This window comes from Streptomyces sp. NPDC056734 (genome assembly GCF_042790455.1).
GTDB lineage: Bacteria > Actinomycetota > Actinomycetes > Streptomycetales > Streptomycetaceae > Streptomyces.
The window spans coordinates 237959-256907 of record NZ_JBHTZD010000014.1 but is presented as its reverse complement, the minus strand read 5'-3'; the positions used below and the strand labels follow the sequence as shown (position 1 = coordinate 256907).

The window sequence follows — 18949 nt, the reverse complement described above, 5'->3', positions numbered from 1 at the left end:
CCCGGGGGGGGGGCCCGGGCCCCCCCCGGGCCGCCCCCCGCGCCGCGGCGGCGGGGGGGGGGGGGGGGCCGGGGGGGGGGGGGGCCCCCCGGGGCCCCCGGGGCGGGCCGGGGGGGGGCAGGGCCGGGTGAGCGGCCCTGCCTCAGCTCTGGTTGAAGAAGCCGTCCGTGCGATGCGCGGCCGGGTCACCGCTGATGATCTCGGTGTCGGCCGGGGTCAGCAGGAACACCCGGGTCGACACCCGCTCGATGGAACCGCGCAGCCCGAAGATCAGGCCCGCCGCGAAGTCGACCACACGCTTGGCGTCGCCCGCGTCCATCGCCGTCAGGTTCATGATGACCGGGACGCCGTCCCGGAACAGCTCGCCGATCGCGCGGGCGTCCCGGAAGCTGTCCGGGGTGACCGTGCCGATCCGGCGGCCCTTGTCCTGGGCCGAGTCCGTGGCCACCTTCACACGAGGGTCCGTGACCCAGGCGTCCCCGGACTCGTTGCCCTCGTAAGTCTCGTCGTCGTAGTAGCGCTCGTCTTCGTTGTCGTCGACGAGGCCGAGCCACGCACTCGCCTTGCGCACCGATCCCATGGACGCCTCCTCTCACTACGGGCTTTCTTGCGTTCCGCATCTCTATGGTCATCCATGATGCGTATGACGCGCCAAGTGGATAGACGCCGCGCGGGGGGTTTGTGACGGTACTGGTGCACAGCCGATCCGTCGAGAGCCCGTGTGCCCCAAGGCTTCCCAAGGGTCCACGTGGTCATGGCTGCTGACTGTGAGTGAAATATGATTCTTCACGGCGTTTGGGTGAGAGACGGGGGCGTACGGGTGAACGAGACGGCCGGTACGGCGCCCTGAGTGGCCGATATCATGCGCCGAGGGGGCGCCTGTTCGACAGGGCGTCAAAGTCGTGCGCAGCACGGGGGGATCGCATGTTCGGCATAGTCCGGCCCTGCCGTCATCGGCTCGGGGAACGGCTCAAGACGCAATGGATGGCGCATCTGTGCGGGCTGTGTCTCGCCCTGCGCAAGGACCACGGGCAGTTCGCCCGGATCGTCACGAACTACGATGGATTGCTGGTCTCGGTCCTGACGGAGGCTCAGCTCGACGGCGGGGCCCGGGAGACGGGCGCCTGGCGGCGTACGGCCGGGCCGTGTCCGTTGCGCGGGATGCGCACCGCCTCGGTCGCGCGGGGCGAGGGCGCCCGGCTCGCGGCGGCCGTGTCGCTGGTGCTGGCCTCCGCCAAGGTGCGTGACCATGTCGCCGACGGGGACGGGCTGCTGGCCCGGCGTCCGGTGGCGCTCGCCGCGCGGCGGGTCGCCGATGGCTGGGGGAGGGCCGGGGCCCGGGGCGGCCTCACCGTCGGCTTCGACACCGGGGTGCTGGTCGCCGCCGTCGAGCGGCAACCGGCGGTCGAGGCGCTCGCCGGACCCGGCACCGCGCTGCTCACGGTGACCGAGCCCACCGAGTCGGCGACCGCCGCGGCCTTCGCGCACACCGCCGTCCTCGCCGGACGGCCGGGCAACGCGGCGGCGCTCGCCGAGGCCGGGCGGCTCTTCGGACGGCTGGCGCATCTGCTGGACGCCGTCGAGGACCGCGCGCAGGACGCCGCGCGCGGTGCCTGGAACCCGCTCACCGTCACCGGGACGCCGCTCACCGAGGCCCGGCGGCTCGCCGACGACGCCGTGCACGGCATCCGGCTCGCGCTGCGCGAGGTGGAGTTCACCGAGGGGCGGCTCGCACACCGGCTGCTCGTGCATGAACTGCCCGCCTCGGTGGACCGGGCCTTCGGTGCCAGGGGCTGTGCGACGCACGGTGCGCATGGCGCCCATGACACCCATGGCGCCTATGGCGGCCACGGCACCCAGGGTGCTCCTGGCGCTGACGGCATGCGTGACATTCGGGATATTTCGGGCGTGCAGGGCGCCGGGCCCTACGCGCCGCCCGGTGGACCCGGTGGACCCGGTGGACCCGGTGCGCCGCAGCCGCCGGAGCCCCCGCAGCGCCGGCGCGGGCTGATCCCGGGCTGCGCGGTCTTCCTCGGCCTGGCCTGTACCTGCCAGTTGTGCTGTGGGGAGTACGACGACCCCTGGACCGGCGAGCGCAAGCAGACCGGCTGTGACTGTGGTGATTGTGGTGACTGCGGAAGCTGCTGCGACTGCGGCAGTTGCTGTGACGGATGCTGCTGTGACGGGTGCGGCTGCGACTGCTGAGCCGGACCGGCGCACGGTGGGCTGACGCGAGGGGAGGGGGGCGCGTGTGAAGGCGAAGGGGTGCGCGTCCCCGCACGGCGAGCCCACGGGAGACCGCACGGCCGGATGACGGGAGACGCTGGGCGTCCGCTCGTCGGCGGACGCGGGCAGGGGGTCAGCTCAACAACAACAGGACCACACGCGACCGAAGTCGATGTGGGAGCGGGTGACCAGCCACTGCTGTGGATACATGCGCCAAGTGGAACAGGCATCCGGTTTCCCGTCAACCGACCCCCGGCCGTGGCTCACAGTGCGGACAACCTTGACACGGGCCGCGAGCGGGCCCGTACTCTCGTTCGCATCACGGCCCTGCTGAGGGGCTCGGCCGTGCGGCGCCGCCGTTCGTATGTCGCGCGGCGCCCGTGTGAAGGCACCACCGGTGTTCGACCGTCGAGTCATCGCATCATCGAGTCGGCGTGTTCGACGTGTCGTCGTGTCACGGAGCCTTCGCATGTCTTCCAGCCCTCCTCGTCCTTCCCTGGTGATCGTCGGTGCCGGGCCGCGGGGCACCGGTGTCATCGAGCGGATCGCCGCGAACGCCTCAGAGCTGTACGCCGGTACGGGCCTCGACATCCATCTCGTGGACCCGCATCCGCCGGGCGCCGGACGGGTCTGGCGCGAGGCCCAGTCGCCGCTGCTGTGGATGAACTCGCACGCCGAGGACGTCACCATGTTCACGGACGACACGGTGACCATGGACGGCCCCGTGCGCCCCGGGCCCACCCTGCACGAGTGGGCCGGTATCGACGGCCGCACCTTCACCGACCGCCGGATCCAGGGCGCCTATCTGCGCTGGGTGCACGAGCGGGCGGTGGCCGCGCTGCCGCCCGGCGTCACCGTCCACCACCACGCCCGGCGGGCCGTGCGGGTCAGCGGGCCGCGCGAGGGACGCCAGCGGGTGTGGCTGGAGGACCGGCCGCGCCCGCTCCTCGCCGACCTGGTGCTGCTCACCCTCGGCCATCTCGACGCCGAACTCGACGACGAACAGCGCGCGCTGGTGTCGTACGCGAAGGAGCACGGTCTGGTCCATCTGCCGCCGGAGTTCACCGCCGACAGCGACCTCGGCGCGCTCGCGCCCGGGGAGCCGGTGCTGGTGCGCGGCTTCGGGCTGGCCTTCGTCGATCTGATGGTGCTGCTCACCGAGGGACGCGGCGGACGGTACGAGGGGGACGCGGGGGGTACGGGGGACGGGCAGGTCACTTATGTCCCCTCGGGGCGGGAGCCGGTGCTGTATGTCGGATCGCGGCGCGGAGTGCCGTACCACTCGAAGATCGGCTACGACTTCGACGGGGAGCGTCCGCCGCTGCCCAGGTTTCTCGGGCCCGCCGAGGTCGACGTGCTGCTCGCGCGGCCGGACGGCTTCGACTTCCGGCGGGACGTGTGGCCGCTGGTGGCGAAGGAACTGGGTTTCGCGCACTACCACCGGCTGTTCTCGGCGCATCCCGGGCGGACCGTCATGGACTGGACCGACTTCGAGGAGAAGTACGCGGCCGGGGACGCCGGCGAGCGGGCCGCGCTGGCGGAGGCGGCCGTGCCCGATCCGGCCGACCGGCTCGACCTCGCCGCAGTGGACCGGCCGCTGACCGGGGTGCGGTACGCCTCGCACGAGGCGGCTCAGCAGGCGCTGCGGGAGTATGTCGAGCGGGATCTGATCCGGCGTCATGATCCGGCGCACAGCCCTGACCTGGCGGTGTTCCTCGGACTGCTGTCGGTGTACGGGCAGTTGGTGCGGCTCGGGGACATCGGGCCCTGGTGGCACGGGTTCTTCAGCTATCTGGCGTCCGGGCCGCCCGGTCCCCGGCTGCGGCAGTTGCAGGCGCTGTCCCGGGCCGGGGTGGTGCGGTTCGTCGGCGCCGACATGGCGGTGGCCGCCGAGGACGGGGTCTTCCGGGCGTCCAGCCCGAGCGTGCCCGGGTGGAGCGTGACGACCCGGGCGCTGGTCGAGGCGCGGCTGCCGCAGCCCACGGTCGAGCGGGCCCGTGACTCCCTGCTGCGTGAACTGCACGCCGACGGTGCCGCCGCGACCCCGGACGGGCTGCTGGCCGTGGACCCGGCCGACGGGCGGGTGCTGGACCGGGCCGGCCGGCCGCATCCACGCCGGTTCGCGCTCGGGCCGCACACCGACGGGCGGGGCGCCGGGGCCTTCACCCGGCCACGTACCGGGGGCCCGGCGTTCCGGCAGAACGACGCCACCGCGAGGGCGCTGCTGCTGTTTCTGCGGTCCTTGGGTGAACGGGCCGCCGCGTGAGGTGGCGGGTGTACCGGCCGCTGTCGGGGCTGCTGTGGTCTCGGTCGCCGTCCCGGCTGTACGGCTTTTCGTCCCGGTTGCTGTCCCGGTTGCTGTCCTGGTCGCTGGCCTGGTCTCCGTCCTGGTCGCTGTCCTGGTCTTCGTCCCGGTTGCCGTCCTGGCTGTCCTGGTTGCCGTCCCGTCCGCCGAACTCACCGAAGGGCTTACTGCGATGACCTCCTCGTACGGCCGCGGGCTGCCGCATCTCGCCGCCGCCGTCGACCAGCGGTCGCTGTCCGGCGCCGCCGCTCATGTCGAGCTGATCCGGCTGGCCGAGCGCGGTGGGCTGGACTTCGTGACCCTCGACGACCAGCGGGGCACGGTCGACGCGCCCGGCGTGCTGGCCTACGCGGCCCCCGTCACCAGCCGGATCGGGCTGGTCGCGCGCGCCGCCGGACCGGCCGCCGCGGCGGCGCTCGGCGCGCTCGACTGGATCAGCGGCGGCCGGGCCGGGGCCCGCGCCGAGGGACCGGGGGCGGCCGGGGACGTGGTGCGGGTCGCCGACGCGGCGGCCGTACGGGCCGGACAGTGGGCCGATGTGGTGCTGGTGAGCGTCGGGAGCCCCGAGCAGGCGGCGGGAGCCCGCGCCGAGGTGCGCCGGGAGGCCGCCGCGGCCGGGCGTGACCCCGACGGCGTCCGGGTGCTGGCCGCTCTGCTGGTCGACCTGGGCGACGGGGAACGGGCCGCCGAGCCCGGCCATGGCGGGGGCGGGCCGCGTTTCACCCCGGCCGGACCGCTGTACCGGGGCGGGCCCGTCGATCTGGCCGAACTGATCGCCGCCTGGCACTCCGCGGGGACCGTCGACGGCTTCCATCTCACCCCGGTCGAACCGCGCCGGGATCTGGAGCGGCTGGTCAACGGCACGGTGGGGCTGCTTCAGCACCGGGGGCTGTTCCGCACCTTCTATCCGGGCAGCACGCTCCGGGAGCATCTGGGGGTGGCGCCCCGCCGTCCCTACGCGGTGACGGAGGGGGCGGCATGACGGGGCGTCGGCCGCGGGGGGAGGTGGGGACGGGGACGGGGCCGGGGGTACGGCTGGGGGTGCGGCTGCCCGTCGACGCGCCGGGGATCAGATATCCGGCGGTCGAGCGGCTGGCGCGGGCCGCCGAACGGGGGCTGCTCGACTTCGTCCTCGTGGACGGTGACGGTGTGGGCGGTGGCGTGGAGGGTGATGCGGGTGGCGGTGCGGGTGGCGGTGCGGGCGGTGGTGAGGGTACGGGTGCCGATCCGGTGACCGTGCTGAGCGCGCTCGCCGCCGTCACCGAACGGATCGGGCTGGTCGCCGGGGTGCGCGGCGGGCGGGAACTCGCGCGCCGGGTGGCGGAGCTGGACCGGCTGAGCGGGGGACGGGCCGGGTGGGCCGGGTGGGCCGGATGGGCCGGTCCGGTGCAGGGGGATGCTGAGGGGTCCGGTGGTGCCGGTGGTGCCGGTGGTGTCGGGGTCGGCGGGGTCGGCGGGTGGCCGGTCGTCGTGCGGCGGGGGGAGCCGGGGTGGGAGTCCGCCGATCTGCGGCTGCTGGGACCGGTGGCGGTCGACGGGCCGCCCGAGGAGGTCGCCGGCCGGATTCTCGGCGTACTCGAACCGGGCGGGGGCGCCGACGGGCTGCTGCTCGCGCCGCGAGGTGTCCCGGACGGGCTCGACGCGTTCGACGAGTTCGTGGACCGGGTGGTGCCGTTGCTCCAGCGGCGCGGCACGTTCCGTACGGAATACGGGGGAGCGACACTGCGCTCCCACCTGGGGCTGATCGCCCCGGTAGGGAAGGGTTAGGCACATGACGGACGTAACCGATGCGTGGAAGCAGTGGCACGAAGGGCGGGTGGAGACGGTCTCGGCGCCCTACGGGCCGCTCGCGCTGACCGGCACCCACTGGCTGGAGGACTATCCGGAAGGTCGAATTCCGGCCACTCCCGGGGTGTGGACGGCCGACGGTGACGCCGTCGTGCTCACCGCCGGGCCGGCCGACGGGCTGACCCTGGACGGTGAGCCGTGGAGCGGGCGGGTACGGCTGACCGCCGACCCGGGTCCGGCGGGCGCCGCCCGGGTGGCGCACGGCGAGCGCAGGCTGGTGGTGCTGGAGCGCGAGGGGAGCTGGGCGGTACGTGACTTCGACCCCGCCGCCGAGACCAGACGCCGCTTCGCGGGCATCGAGGCCACCCCCTACGGGCAGCGCTGGTCGGTGCCGGGACGGTTCACCCCGTACGACGCGCAGCGCACCGTGCGGGTCGCCAATGTGGACGGGCGTGAGCGCGGGCTCGGGCTCGGTGGTGAACTGGCGTTCACGCTGGACGGGCGGGAGCTGACCTTGCAGGTGTCGGTGGAGTCCGACGGCTCGCTGTGGGCCGTGTTCGCCGACACCACCAGCGGGAACGGCAGTTACCGGTTCCGCTTCCTGCGGCCCGCCGCGCCGGATGCCGAGGGGCGGACCGCGGTCGACTTCAACCGGGCGCTGCTGCCGCCGTGCGCCTTCGCCGATCACTTCATCTGCCCCTTCCCGCCGCCGGGGAACCGGCTGGACCTGGCGATCGCGGCGGGCGAGCGGACGGTGGCGGAGGAGCGGGAAGTGGCGGGGAACTGACGGTGACCGGGGAGCGGGGGGTGGCGGGGAACTGACGGGGAGCGGGGAGCGGGGGGTGGCGGGGAAGTGACGGTGACGAGGGAGCCGGGCGTGGCCGAGTAGCGGGCCGGGGGCCCTTCGGGGCCCTGGCAAATCAGCCGTTAACGGGTGTTGTGCGCAGGGGGTTCGGAGGTGCGCGGCCGAAAGGCACCCTTGCGCTGATCGGCCGCGCCCCCGAATACTCCCCCTCAGCGATTGTCAGGGTCACGGCAACCGGAATCCCGGCCTTGCCGTCCCTGGCTGCGCCTCACGGGCCCCGACCCCACGAGAGGGCCCCCGACTTCCCCTGTGGAGGAACGACAAGTGAGGATCAAGCGCACCACCCCTACCACCGGTATCACGAGACGGACCCGGCTGATCGCCGTTTCCACCGGACTCGTGGCCGCGGCAGCGATCGCGATCCCCAGCGCGAGCGCGTCGGACGTCACCACGTTCAGTGCCAACCAGCTCAAGAGCGCCGGCGAATCGGTGCTCCAGGCCGATGTCCCGGGCACCGCCTGGGCCGTCGACAGCAAGACCAACCGTGTGCTGCTCACGGTCGACTCGACCGTCTCGCAGGCGGAGATCGACCAGATCAAGGAGCAGGCCGGCGCCAACGCCGACGCGCTCACGATCAAGCGCACGCCGGGCCAGTTCAGCAAGCTGATCCAGGGCGGCGACGCCATCTATGCGACCAGCTGGCGCTGTTCACTCGGCTTCAACGTCCAGAACAGCAGCGGCACCCAGTTCTTCGTGACCGCCGGCCACTGCACCGACGGCGCGGGCACCTGGTACTCCAACTCCACCCGTACCACGGTCATCGGTTCGACCACCGGCTCCAGCTTCCCGGTGAACGACTACGGCATCGTGCAGTACTCCGGGACCGTCACCCGGCCCGGTACCGCGAACGGTGTGGACATCACCCGCGCCGCGACGCCCACCGTGGGCACCGCGGTCATCCGTGACGGCTCCACCACCGGCACCCACACCGGCACGGTCACCGCCCTCAACGCGACCGTCAACTACGGCGGCGGCGATGTCGTGTACGGGATGATCCAGACCAATGTGTGCGCCGAGCCGGGTGACTCCGGTGGTCCGCTGTACGGCAGCAACGGCACGGCCTACGGTCTGACCTCCGGCGGCAGCGGGAACTGCACGTCCGGCGGGACGACGTTCTTCCAGCCGGTGACGGAGGCGCTCAGCGCGTACGGGGTGAGCGTGTACTAAGCGCCGTCCTGGTTTCGCCGGGTGGTTCGTACGGGTTGTCGGGGGCTGGTCGCGCAGTTCCCCGCGCCCCTCAAGGGCGTTGCCCGCACCCCGGTCGGAGAGAAGTCCCCGCGAGCCCCCATGTGCCGTATCGGTGCGTGGGGGCTCGTTCTGTGCCCGGCCGTGGGTGAGTGGCTACCCGTCCGTCCCCAGGCCGCCCAGGATCAGCTCCGTCAGCGCGGTGACGGCCTCCCCGGTCGTCGCCCGGTTCCGGTTCAGTTCGCCGGCGAGGGACTCGGCCGCGCCCAGCAGTCCGGCGCAGCGCAGCCGCAGCGCCTCGCGGGGGAGGGCGGAGTGCGGGGCGAGGGCTTCGGCCATCAGGTCCGTGTAGCCGTCCAGCAGCTCGCGCTGGGTGGCCTCCAGCTCCGGGTCGCCCTTCAGCGCGGCGGAGACGGCGGTGAGTTCCGGCATGTCGGTGGCGCAGGCGAAGTACGCCGTGCTGATCACCCGGGCGACTGTGTCCGCGGTGGCGGCCGGTTCCCGCAACGCCTCGGCGGTGGCCGCCCGGTGACGCTCGTCCAGCCGCCGGTAGAGGGCGAGCAGCAGGCCGGGCCGGGTGCCGAAATGGTCGTACACGATCGGCCTGCTGACCCCGGCCGCCTCCGCGAGGGTGACCAGCGTCAGCCCGTCGGTGCCCTGGCCGCGCACGATCACCACGGCGGTGTCGAGCAGCTGCTCCCGCCGGGCCTTCTTGGGCAGTCGGAGGGACGGCCGGGGGGACGGCCGGGGGGAGGTGGTGGCCATGGGGTTCGCTTCCGTCCGTCCGGTGGTCCCTGGTTCCTGTGCGCTGATCCGGAGTCTAGCCTACAGAACGTAGGTTACGTAGTGTAGGTTACGGAATGTAGGTTGTGGTGTGAGTGTGGGTCGGAGGAGGGGTTTCTCGTGGGGCTTACGGAGTCGGTGCTGATCCTGGGGGGTTCGGGGCAGGCGGGGTCGGGGGCCGCGCGGCTGCTGCGGCGCTGGCATCCCGGGTTGCCGCTGACCGTCGCGGGGCGGGATCTTGGGCGGGCCCGGCGGGTGGCCGGGGAACTCGGCGGTGCGACGGCCGTGACCGTCGATCTGGCGCGGAGCGATCTGGGGCTGCCGGACGGTCCGGGGTACTCGGCGGTGGTGGCCGCCGTATGGGACGACCAGCTGTACGGGTTGCGGTACGCGCAGCGGCACGGGGTGCCGTACCTCGGTCTCTCCAGCGGGCTGACGGACATCGGGCCGGAGGTCGTGGCGAGCGCCCAGCGGGCGACGGCCGCGCCGGTGCTGATGGCCAGTCACTGGTGTGCGGGCACGCTGGTGCTCGCGGTGCTGGACCTGGCCCGGGAGTTCGGGCGGGTCGATGCCGTGCGGGCCGACGCGGTGCTGGACGAGTCGGACATCGGCGGGCCCGCCGGCATCGCCGACCTGGAACGCTGGGGGTTGGTCACCACGGCCGGGCTGGAGCGCCGGGACGGCCGCTTCACCTGGGTCGACGGTCCTGACGCGGACGTGGCGGTGGCCACGAGCGACGGCAGGGTGCTGACGGGCCGCAGTGTCCCGATCCTCGATGTGCCGAGCATCGGTCTGGCCACGGGCGCGTCCGATGTCCGCTTCGCCTTCGCCGTCGGGGAGTCCGCGGGCCGTCGCCGGGGCGCTGGTCCGTCGATCGAGATCCGGATCGACATCGAGGGGGCGGGACCGGACGGTGAGCCGTTGCGCAGGACCCGCCGTCTCGTCCACCCCGAGGGGCAGCGCCCGCTGACCGCGCTCGGCATCGCCCTCGGCGTCGAGCGGCTGCTCGGGCTGCGCGGGGACACCGTACCGGCGGGCCTGCACACGCCCGAGGCGCTGATCGATCCGGCCTACGCGGGGGAGAGGCTGGCGGAGATCGGGGCGGGGTATGTGGATGTGGCGGTGGCGGTTGGCTGAGGGGGGCGGGGTGTCCCTGCGGGGCGGTGGTGGCCGGGTGTTCCGGGGGTTCCGGGTGTTCTGTGTGGGGTGACTGCGGGGGGTGGGTTTCGGTCAGTCGGCCCGCCCACCCTCCGCCTCCCGTATCCCACGTCTCCTCCTCCGCCCCGCCGCCAGCATGGTGATCGCGATGCCTGCCAGGGCCCAGGCCGAGAGCACCAGTAGGGGGCCGGTGAGGGCGTTGCCCTTGAAGTAGGCGATCGAGCGGGCCGCCCAGGTGCCCGCGCCCGGGGGGAGCGCGGGGCCGATGGACCGCCAGAACGGCGGCAGCATCGGGTAGGGGAAGGCGCCGCCCGCGCTCGGGTTGCCCGCGATCACCACCAGCAGGATCGCCAGGCCGATACCGATGATCCCGAAGATGCCCTGGAGGGCGAGGGTGGCGGCGCCGACCGCGAAGGTGATCAGCGCGCCGAGCCCCACAGTGCCGCCACCCCGCCGGGCAGCGCGTCCAGGACCGGCCCCACGATGAGCGCCCCGCCGAGCCCGCCGGCGATCGCCATCAGCGCCGTCGCGCCCAGCCGGATCACCGCGCGGCGCGGATCGGCGGGCCGTGCCCCGGCGCTGATCGCCAGGATCGAGGCGCACAGATAGCCGCCGACGCACCAGCCGACCACCAGATAGAAGGACGACAGCCCGTTGAAGTCCCGTGGGGAGGCCGGGGCCACGTCGACCGTGCGCACGGTACGGCCCTCGGTCTCGTCCACCGCGCCGACCAGGCGTTCCAGGGTGGTGGCGAGGACGGTGCCGCCGCCGGACGCGACCAGGAGGGTGTCGGTGGTGCGGGCCGGGTCCACGATCAGCGCGCCGTCGATGCCCCGATCGAGGATCTGCCGCCGCGCGCTCGCCTCGTCGGCCACCGCACGCGGGTCCAGCGGGGAACCGGGCAGCCGGTCGAGCCGGGCCACCGTCTGCCCGGCCACGGCCGCGGGCGCGACCACCCCGAAGGGCACGTCCCTGGGCCTGGGGTCGTGCAGCGCCCCCACGTAGGTCCGGGCCGGGGGACGTTTCCGCAGGGGGGAGGCGACCGAACGGATGTCGTGTGGGTGTTCGAAGTGAGGGGCCTTGCCCGCCCCGGGGATGTTTTTCCTCAGCCGCTCTTCGGCCGCTCCTCAGCTGCTCCTCAGCTGCTTCTCCAGCGCTCCCCAACTGCTCCGCCCTGTCGGAGGGCTGACGGGGTGGCGCCTTTTCGGCCACCGCTCCTCGCCCTCGGGGAATCCCCAGAGAATCGTTTGTGTGTTCGAATATGGTCTCTGACCGGTGCTGATGAGGTTAGAGTAATCGAACGGGCGTACGATGAACATATAGGGCGTATGGCTGAAAAGGGGTGGAGTGATGGAGGTGCGGCATGGCGGGCTTCGCTCATCTGCACGTCGCATCCGGTTACTCCGCCCGCTACGGCGCCTCCCACCCCGAGCAGCTCGTCCGGCGAGCGGCCGAGCGGGGTATGACCACGCTCGCGCTCACCGACCGGGACACGGTCACCGGGGCCGTCCGGTTCGCGCGGGCGTGTGCGGAGAACGGGGTCCGGCCGCTCTTCGGGGTCGACCTGGCGGTGGAGGCCCTCGCGCCCCCGCCGCCCGACCGGCGTCGCCGTACCCCGGCGCGCGGTGGCGCGCATGTCGTCGAGCCACCGCTGAGATGCGTACTGCTCGCGCAGGACCGGGACGGGTGGGCGCGGCTGTGCCGGATCACCTCGGCCGCCCACGCCGGTACCGCGTCGGGGGCGGCGCCGGTGGTGGTGCCGTGGGAGGCGCTGCGTGAGTACGGCGGTCCCGGGCTGACCGTGCTGCTCGGGCCGCTCTCGGAGCCGGTGCGGGCGCTGGCGGCGGGCCGGGAGGAGGTCGCGGTGAGGCTGCTGACGCCGTGGCGGGAGATCTTCGGTGGGGGAGTGAGGCTGGAAGTCGTCGCGCAGAAACGTTTTGGCATGGGTCCCGGAGCGCTCCGGCCCGCCGCCCGTACCCTGGCGCTGGCCGACCGCACCGGCATCACCGCGGTGCTCTCCAACGCCGTCCGCTACGCCGACCCCGCCCAGCACCGGCTCGCCGATGTCCTGGACGCGGCCCGGCTGCTGCGGCCGGTCGACCGGCGCCGCCTGGACAGCGGGCAGCGCTGGCTCAAGGGCGCGCGGGAGATGACGGCCGTCGCCCGACTGGTCGCCGAGTGCGCCGGAGCGGACGACCGGCGGGCGCGCAGGCTACTGGCGGACACCGTCGCCACGGCCGACGGATGCGCCCTCGACCCCCGCGCTGACCTCGGGCTGGGCGTCCCGCACTTCCCGGAACCGGAACTGTTCGGCGCCGGGCCGGGCACCAGGGGAGCCGCCGACCTGCTGCGCCGGCAGTGCGAGGCCGGTCTGACCCGGCGCGGCCTCGACCGGGACCGGGCGGCGCTGACCCGGCTGGACGAGGAACTCGGCGTGATCTCCGCCCGGCGCTACGACTCCTACTTCCTCGCCGTCGGCCAGGTCGTGGCCGACATCCGGGCCAAGGGCATCCGGGTCGCGGCCCGCGGCTCGGGCGCGGGTTCCCTGGTCTGTCACGCGCTGGGCATCGCCGCCGCCAACCCGCTCGACCACCGGCTGCTGTTCGAACGCTTCCTGAACATGAGCCGCGCCTCGCTGCCCGACATCGACATCGACGTGGAGTCCGCGCGCCGGCTGGAGTGCTACGACACGATCTTCGAGCGGTTCGGGAAGGAGCGGGTCGCGGTCACCGCGATGCCCGAGACCTACCGGGCGCGCAGGGCTCTGCGGGACACCGGCCTCGCCCTCGGCATCGCGCCCGCGGACGTCGACCGGATCGCCAAGAGCTTCCCGCACCTGCGCGCCTGCGACATCACCGGCGCCCTCGCCGAACTGCCCGAACTGCGGCGCCTCGCGGCCGAGGCGGACCGGTACGGGCCGCTGTGGGAGCTGGCCGAGGGCCTCGACTCCCTGGTCCACGGCATGGCCATGCACCCTTGCGGCGTGGTCATCAGCGACGCCGGCCTCCTGGACCGGCTGCCCGTGCAGCCCACTCCGCAGGGCGACTACCCCATGGCCATGGCGGCGAAGGAGGAGATCGAGGCGCTGGGCAACATCAAACTCGATGTGCTGGGCGTACGGATGCAGTCCGCGATGGCCCACGCGCTCACCGAGATCGAACGGGTGACCGGCCGCCATGTCGACCTGGACGATCCACGGCAGGTACCGCTCGACGACCCCCTCGCCTTCGAACTCATCCGGGAGAGCCAGACCCTGGGCCTGTTCCAGCTGGAGTCGCCCGGCCAGCAGGACCTGCTGTCCCGGCTCCAGCCCCGCGACCCGCAGGACGTCATCGCCGACATCAGCCTCTTCCGCCCCGGTCCGGTCCAGGGCGGCATGCCCGAGCGGTACATCGCCGCCCGCCACGGCGGTACGCCGTCGTACGCCCATCGGGACCTGGAGCCGGTGCTCGCCGACACCTACGGGGTGACCATCTGGCACGAGCAGATCATCGAGACGCTGGATGTGATGACCGGCTGCGGCCGGGCGAAGGCGGAGCTGGCCCGGCGGGCGCTCGGCGACCGGAACCAGCTCCCGAGGATCAAGAACTGGTTCCATGTCCTGGCCCGCGCGCGGGGGTACGGCCCGGCGGTGCGGGCCGAGGTCTGGAGGACCGTCGAGGCGTTCGGGGCGTACGGCTTCTGCCGCGCCCACGCGGTCGCGTTCGCCGTACCGGCCCTCCAGAGCGCCTGGCTCAAGGCGCACCATCCGGCGTTCCTGCTGGCGGGCCTGCTCGAACACGACCCCGGGATGTGGCCCAAGCGGGTCCTGGTCTCCGACGCCCGGCGACGCGGGGTGCCGGTCCTGCCCGTCGACGTCAACCGCTCCCGGGTGAAACACACCGTGGAGAAGGCCGACGGGGATCAGTGGGGGGTGCGGCTCGCGCTGTCCGCGGTGCACGGCATCAGCGCGGACGAATGCGCCCGCATCGAGGAGAGCCAGCCGTACGGATCGCTGTCGGACTTCTGGCAGCGGGCCCACCCCAGCCGGCCGGTCGCCGAGCGCCTCGCCGAGATCGGCGCCCTGAACGAGCTGCACGACGGCCGGCTCACCCGCCGTGACCTGCTGCTCCAGATCGCCGAACTGCACCGGGCCGCCCGCGTCCGGTCCGCGGGCGCGGGGCAGTTGCCCATCAGCACGGGCGCGGTCGGCGGGGCGGAGCCGAGCGGGCTGCCGGAGCTGACCGGCCGCGAGGCCCTGAGCGCCGAACTGAACACCCTCGGCATCGACGTCTCCCAGCATCTGATGGAGCACCACCACCGTCTGCTGCGGGAGATCGGCGCGACCGACGCGGCGCATCTGGCCGGGCTGCGCGCCGGTCAGCAGGTCCTCGTGGCCGGGGTACGGGCCTCCACCCAGACCCCGCCGATCGCCAGCGGCAAGCGGATCATCTTCGTCACCCTGGAGGACGGCTCCGGCCTGGTCGACCTGGCGTTCTTCGAGGATTCGCATCCGGCGTGCGCGTACACCGTCTTCCACAGCGGGCTGCTGCTGGTGCGCGGCACGGTCCAGGTGCGCGGCACCCGCCGTACCGTCGTCGGCACCATGGCCTGGGACCTGGACGAGATCGCCACCGCCCGCCGCGACAACGGCCCCGAGGCCGCCCTCGCCCTCCTCGGCACGGACCACCCCCAACCGACGCCCGCCCAGACTCCCGTTCCCGGACAGCCGGTTCCGGGACGGCCGCGGCCCGGCCCCGCCCAGCCGCACCGCACCCTCGTCAACGGCACCACCGGCGCCCGCCTCCACCCGTACGCCGACCTTCAGCCGGCCGGCACCCGCTCCGCCGACCTGAAGAAGTTCGGCCACCGCAGCCCGGGGAGCGCGGGGTGAACGGGGTGAACGGGGTGAACAGGATGGATGGGGTGAACGGGGTGGCCGTGCGGCAGCGCCACATCGCCCACCTCCACCTGCACGCCGTGCTGGCCGGGGAGCAGTACGCCGATGTAATCGAACTGATGTCCGGTGTCACGCCTCATGTGCAGGCCGTCCCGCCCAACGCCGTGCAGGTGGACCTGACATCGGCGCTCCGGTACTTCGATCTGTCTCCCTACAACGTGGTCCAGCTGGCGAAGATGAGACTGAAGGCGCTGTACGGCATCGACAGCAGCGCCGGGCTCGCGGGCAACCGCATGCTGGCCGCCATGGCGGCCGACGCGTCCGCGCCGGGCGAGACCACCTGGATCCGTGCCGGACAGGCGGCGGACTGGCTGTATCCGCGTCCGGTCACCGCCCTGCCCGGGATCGGCCCCACCCTCGCGAAAACCCTCGGCGGCTACGGTCTGCGCACCATCGGCCAGGTCGTCGACCTGCCCGCCGGGACCCTGCAACGCCTGCTCGGCGCGGGGCCCGCCCGGCTGCTGGCCGAGCGCGCCCGCGGCCACGACCCCCGTCCGGTCGCCCCACCCGGACCGGCCGCGCACCTGGTCGCCGACCTGGTGCTGGACCGGGACTGTCTCGACCCGGCCCGGCAGCACCGGGCGGTCCTGGGACTCGCCGACGAGATCGGCCGGCGGCTGCGCGGCGAACGGCAGTCCGCCGGCCGGCTCACCCTCACGGTGCGGTACGCCGACCGCAGCTCCAGCACCCGTACGCGCACCCTGCCGGAACCCACCGACCACTCACCCGCCCTCGCGGAATCCGCCCTGGAGCTGCTGAACACCCTCGGGCTCCAGCGGGCGAGAGTGCGCGCCTTCGTGCTCCGCGCCGACGGACTGCTGCCGGCCGGCGAGACCTACCGCCAGCTCTCGCTCGACCCGGCCACCGACCGTGCCCGCGCCGCCGAGGCCGCCGCCGACCGCGCCCGCCACCGCTTCGGTCCCGGCGCGATCCATCCGGCGACATTGGCCGACTGATGTCTGACTGTCTGGCTGTCTGTCTGGCTGACTGCCGGCTGACCGACCGCGCGGCGGGTGCCCGAGGATGGTGTTCCGGCGGCGTCTGCGCAGGCAGCGTCCGGCCGCACAGCCGTGGCGGCATGGGCCACGCGCTGCCGGTGCAACGGGCCGCCACCGACCGGACGTACGACGGGACCGGGGCGTGGCCCGAAGGTCGTGGCCCGCAGGGCGTGGCTCAACCGGCGGGTGGCGGCGTTCGTGGAGTTCTGCGGTGAGCGCGGCTGATTCTGGCTTGGGGCGGGAGTGGTCGACCGGCCGGGGACGCCGCTGGCCCGGCCGATCGACGGTGAGGCCGTACTCGCACGCGGTCCGACCCGGCCGGAACACGCGGGCCCGACCCGGCCGGAGACGCATGGGCCCGACCAGCCGGGGTCAGGTCGTCTCGCGCGCGATCAGTTCCGGCAGGAGCAGCGTGCGCGCGGGTGTCTGCTGCGGTGCCTGGATCAGGGAGCGCAGCAACTCGGCGGCGCGGTGGCCGGACTCGGCGAACGGCTGCCGGATGGTGGTGAGCCCGAGGGCCTCCGCCAGCGGCCCGTCGTCGAAGCCCGCGACGGCGACGTCCCCGGGCACCTCCGCCCCGGCGGCGCGCAGCCCCGACAGAAAGCCCGCGGCGAGCAGGTCGTGGTGGGCGATGACGGCGGTCGGCCGGTCGGCGCGGCGCACGAACCCGGCGGCGAACGCCCGTGCCGTCGCCAGGTCGTTGTCGGCCAGTTCCAGATCCTCGCAGGTGGGCTCGGCCGCGCCCGCCTCGCGCAGCGCCCGCCGGATCCCCTCGTAGCGGAGCATGCCGGAGGAGACGTAGGTCTCCGAGCGCTGGGGTTCGTGCAGCACGCCGAAGCGGCGGTGGCCGCGCCCTAGGAGATGGGTGGCCAGCGCGTGCCCGGCCCGTTCGTCGTCGAAGGTGACGGTGCTGAAGGACGGGTGCGCGGAGTCGACCAGCACGGTCGGCGGACCCCAGCGCCGCAGCCGGTCGGCGCCCTGCTCGCCGAGCGGGACGCCCATGATCAGCAGCCCGTCGACATCGCCACGCACCGGCAGTGTCTCCAGCAGCGGTGAGCTTTCCGCGGCGGCGGACGGGGCGTTGAGCACCACGACCTCGACGTCGTCGGAGGCGAAGGTCTCCAGGATGCCGACGAGCCGGGTCCGGTAGCTCTCGTAGCTGCTGAAGGGGGCCAGTACGGCGATCCGGCCGGTATGACGCCGGGCCCGCGCGGAGGCTGTCGCGCCGGGCCGGTACCCCAGCTCACCGGCGACCCGGATGATCCGGTCACGGGTCGGCGGGCTGACCCGATCCGGGTGGTTGAGCGCGAGCGACACCGTGGAAATGCTGACCCCGGCCGTCTTGGCCACCTGATAGATCGTCACGCCCTGGCTCCCCACGCCGCTCACCCTAGCCCACCCCCATCGGTGCCCGGCGGATGGTCGTTGACCTCGGTCCGAGGCAGATTTAAAGTACTTCGTCGAAGAGCTTCGATCGATGCTACGAGAGTGGAGGTCCCGGTGTCAGACCCCCTGGCGCTCGCCCGTGGCGCGGGCTGTGAACCGGCGGTGGTGGACTGGTGCGCGACCGCCGGCGAGATCGCCGCCGGGCTGCCCGATCTGCGCTCGCCCGACTGGCCCCGGCGACGGCGGGCCGCACGCGAGCTGTCGGACGCGCTCGCCACCCGGTTCACGCTGCCCGGCCCCGTGGAGTGCGAGGTGAGCGGGCACCGGGTGCCGACCCGTGCCGGGGAGATCACCGTGGTGCGCTACCGGCCGCCCCAGGTCACCGGCCCGCGCATGGCGCACCTGAGCATCCACGGCGGTGGCTTCGTCCTCGGCAGCGTCCATGAGGTGGTGAACGCGCGGCTGGCCCGGAGCCGGGCCGTGGCGGGCGGTGCCGACATCTTCGACGTCGACTACCGGCTCGCCCCCGAACATCCCTTCCCCGCCGCCCTGGAGGACTGTCTCGACGCCCTGACCTGGCTGATCGAGTCCGCCCCCGGGTTCGGGATCGACCCCGGGCGGATCGGCGTCGGCGGGGTCTCGGCGGGCGGCAACCTCGCCGGGCTGGTCGCGGCGCACGCCCGGGACCGTGGCATCCGCCTCGACCATCAGGTCCTGGAGGTGCCCGCGGCGAACCTGGACTTCGACCGGGACGACTCGTTCCGCGCGTACGGCACGCTGGGCGGCCTCGGCGGGGATGTCGCCGAGCTGCACGCGGCGTATCTGGGCGGGGTGGGGGTGGTCGGGAGCCGGTCCGGGGCCGGGGTGGCCGGGGCGTCCAGATCTGCCGGGGTGGCTGGGGTGGCCGGGGTGGCTGGGTCCCCCGGGTCGGCCGGGTGGGCCGCGGTCTGGGGGACGCCCGGCCCGGCCGCGCGCTGGGCGGCGCCCGCCGACGTCCCCGACCTCGCCGGTCTGCCGCCCGCCCTGGTGATCACCGCCGAGCTGGACCCGCTGCGCGACTCCGGCGAGTCCTACGCCGCCCGGCTCGCCCGGGCCGGGGTGCCGGTCCAGAGCTGGCGCGCGCCCGGCCAGCTCCACGGGAGCGGGTCGCTCACCCGGACCTCGGCGACCGCGCGGGCCTGGCAGGACCGGGTCGGCGCGTTCCTGCGCGGCCGGACCCGCCGGGCCGCCGTGAGCACCCCGACCTGAACCGTGCCCGGGGCGACCGCGCCGACGGCAACCGTGCCAACGACGACGCCGCCGACCACGTACCACGG

Annotated in this window: 13 protein-coding genes and 1 pseudogene; 10 read left to right on the top strand and 4 right to left on the bottom strand. The window is 73.7% G+C overall.

Features of this window, described 5'->3' with window-relative positions; translation table 11 throughout:
• Window positions 1-142 precede the first annotated feature (142 nt).
• Entirely contained in the window at window positions 143-580 is a 438-nt protein-coding gene (locus tag ACFRFC_RS22710; protein ID WP_382691827.1) for a cell division protein SepF, read from the bottom strand.
• 344 nt (window positions 581-924) lie between these two features.
• Between ACFRFC_RS22710 and ACFRFC_RS22705 the strand changes: the two genes are divergently transcribed.
• From ACFRFC_RS22705 to ACFRFC_RS22680, 6 genes are all read left to right on the top strand, one after another.
• Entirely contained in the window at window positions 925-2205 is a 1281-nt protein-coding gene (locus tag ACFRFC_RS22705; protein ID WP_382691826.1) for a DUF5685 family protein, read from the top strand.
• Between the two features lie 490 nt (window positions 2206-2695).
• Window positions 2696-4492, top strand: a complete 1797-nt coding sequence (locus ACFRFC_RS22700) for an FAD/NAD(P)-binding protein (RefSeq protein WP_382691825.1) — start codon at window positions 2696-2698, stop codon at window positions 4490-4492.
• Window positions 4493-4703: 211 nt separating this feature from the next.
• Entirely contained in the window at window positions 4704-5513 is an 810-nt protein-coding gene (locus ACFRFC_RS22695; RefSeq protein WP_382691845.1) for an LLM class flavin-dependent oxidoreductase, read from the top strand.
• Complete coding sequence (locus ACFRFC_RS22690) at window positions 5510-6298, top strand: LLM class flavin-dependent oxidoreductase (protein ID WP_382691824.1); 789 nt, start codon at window positions 5510-5512, stop codon at window positions 6296-6298. Before ACFRFC_RS22695 ends, ACFRFC_RS22690 begins: the two co-directional genes overlap by 4 nt.
• 4 nt (window positions 6299-6302) lie before the next feature.
• Window positions 6303-7106 carry a DUF1684 domain-containing protein gene (locus tag ACFRFC_RS22685; RefSeq protein ID WP_382691823.1) on the top strand — a complete coding sequence of 268 codons (804 nt, stop codon included), beginning with the start codon at window positions 6303-6305 and terminating at the stop codon, window positions 7104-7106.
• Window positions 7107-7448: 342 nt separating this feature from the next.
• The gene (locus ACFRFC_RS22680) at window positions 7449-8351 is read left to right on the top strand and encodes a S1 family peptidase (protein ID WP_382691822.1); all 903 of its coding nucleotides are present in this window, start codon (window positions 7449-7451) and stop codon (window positions 8349-8351) included.
• 174 nt (window positions 8352-8525) lie between these two features.
• Here the strand turns inward: ACFRFC_RS22680 and ACFRFC_RS22675 are convergent, their stop codons facing one another.
• Window positions 8526-9134, bottom strand: coding sequence for a TetR/AcrR family transcriptional regulator (locus ACFRFC_RS22675; protein ID WP_382691821.1), 609 nt, complete (start codon window positions 9132-9134; stop codon window positions 8526-8528).
• Window positions 9135-9272: 138 nt separating this feature from the next.
• Between ACFRFC_RS22675 and ACFRFC_RS22670 the strand changes: the two genes are divergently transcribed.
• Entirely contained in the window at window positions 9273-10289 is a 1017-nt protein-coding gene (locus ACFRFC_RS22670) for a saccharopine dehydrogenase (RefSeq protein WP_382691820.1), read from the top strand.
• A gap of 93 nt (window positions 10290-10382) precedes the next feature.
• On the opposite strand, the pseudogene ACFRFC_RS22665 reads toward ACFRFC_RS22670, so the two are convergent.
• Window positions 10383-11362, bottom strand: a pseudogene (locus ACFRFC_RS22665) (DUF3533 domain-containing protein).
• A gap of 311 nt (window positions 11363-11673) precedes the next feature.
• On the opposite strand from ACFRFC_RS22665, the gene ACFRFC_RS22660 reads away from it, so the two are divergent.
• Both ACFRFC_RS22660 and ACFRFC_RS22655 read left to right on the top strand, forming a co-directional pair.
• Complete coding sequence (locus tag ACFRFC_RS22660; protein ID WP_382691819.1) at window positions 11674-15183, top strand: DNA polymerase III subunit alpha; 3510 nt, start codon at window positions 11674-11676, stop codon at window positions 15181-15183.
• 41 nt (window positions 15184-15224) lie between these two features.
• Window positions 15225-16205, top strand: coding sequence for an ImpB/MucB/SamB family protein (locus ACFRFC_RS22655; protein WP_382691844.1), 981 nt, complete (start codon window positions 15225-15227; stop codon window positions 16203-16205).
• A gap of 414 nt (window positions 16206-16619) precedes the next feature.
• On the opposite strand, the gene ACFRFC_RS22650 is transcribed toward ACFRFC_RS22655, so the two are convergent.
• Window positions 16620-17612, bottom strand: coding sequence for a LacI family DNA-binding transcriptional regulator (locus ACFRFC_RS22650; RefSeq protein ID WP_382691818.1), 993 nt, complete (start codon window positions 17610-17612; stop codon window positions 16620-16622).
• A gap of 135 nt (window positions 17613-17747) precedes the next feature.
• On the opposite strand from ACFRFC_RS22650, the gene ACFRFC_RS22645 reads away from it, so the two are divergent.
• The gene (locus tag ACFRFC_RS22645; protein WP_382691817.1) at window positions 17748-18881 is read left to right on the top strand and encodes an alpha/beta hydrolase; all 1134 of its coding nucleotides are present in this window, start codon (window positions 17748-17750) and stop codon (window positions 18879-18881) included.
• The last annotated feature ends 68 nt before the right edge of the window (window positions 18882-18949 follow it).

Bases quoted from the DNA above. Each gene is read 5' to 3' on its own strand.
- ACFRFC_RS22710 (WP_382691827.1), bottom strand. From the start codon at position 580: ATGGGATCGGTGCGCAAGGCGAGTGCGTGGCTCGGCCTCGTCGACGAC.
- ACFRFC_RS22705 (WP_382691826.1), top strand. From the start codon at position 925: ATGTTCGGCATAGTCCGGCCCTGCCGTCATCGGCTCGGGGAACGGCTC.
- ACFRFC_RS22700 (WP_382691825.1), top strand. From the start codon at position 2,696: ATGTCTTCCAGCCCTCCTCGTCCTTCCCTGGTGATCGTCGGTGCCGGG.
- ACFRFC_RS22695 (WP_382691845.1), top strand. From the start codon at position 4,704: ATGACCTCCTCGTACGGCCGCGGGCTGCCGCATCTCGCCGCCGCCGTC.
- ACFRFC_RS22690 (WP_382691824.1), top strand. From the start codon at position 5,510: ATGACGGGGCGTCGGCCGCGGGGGGAGGTGGGGACGGGGACGGGGCCG.
- ACFRFC_RS22685 (WP_382691823.1), top strand. From the start codon at position 6,303: ATGACGGACGTAACCGATGCGTGGAAGCAGTGGCACGAAGGGCGGGTG.
- ACFRFC_RS22675 (WP_382691821.1), bottom strand. From the start codon at position 9,134: ATGGCCACCACCTCCCCCCGGCCGTCCCCCCGGCCGTCCCTCCGACTG.
- ACFRFC_RS22660 (WP_382691819.1), top strand. From the start codon at position 11,674: ATGGCGGGCTTCGCTCATCTGCACGTCGCATCCGGTTACTCCGCCCGC.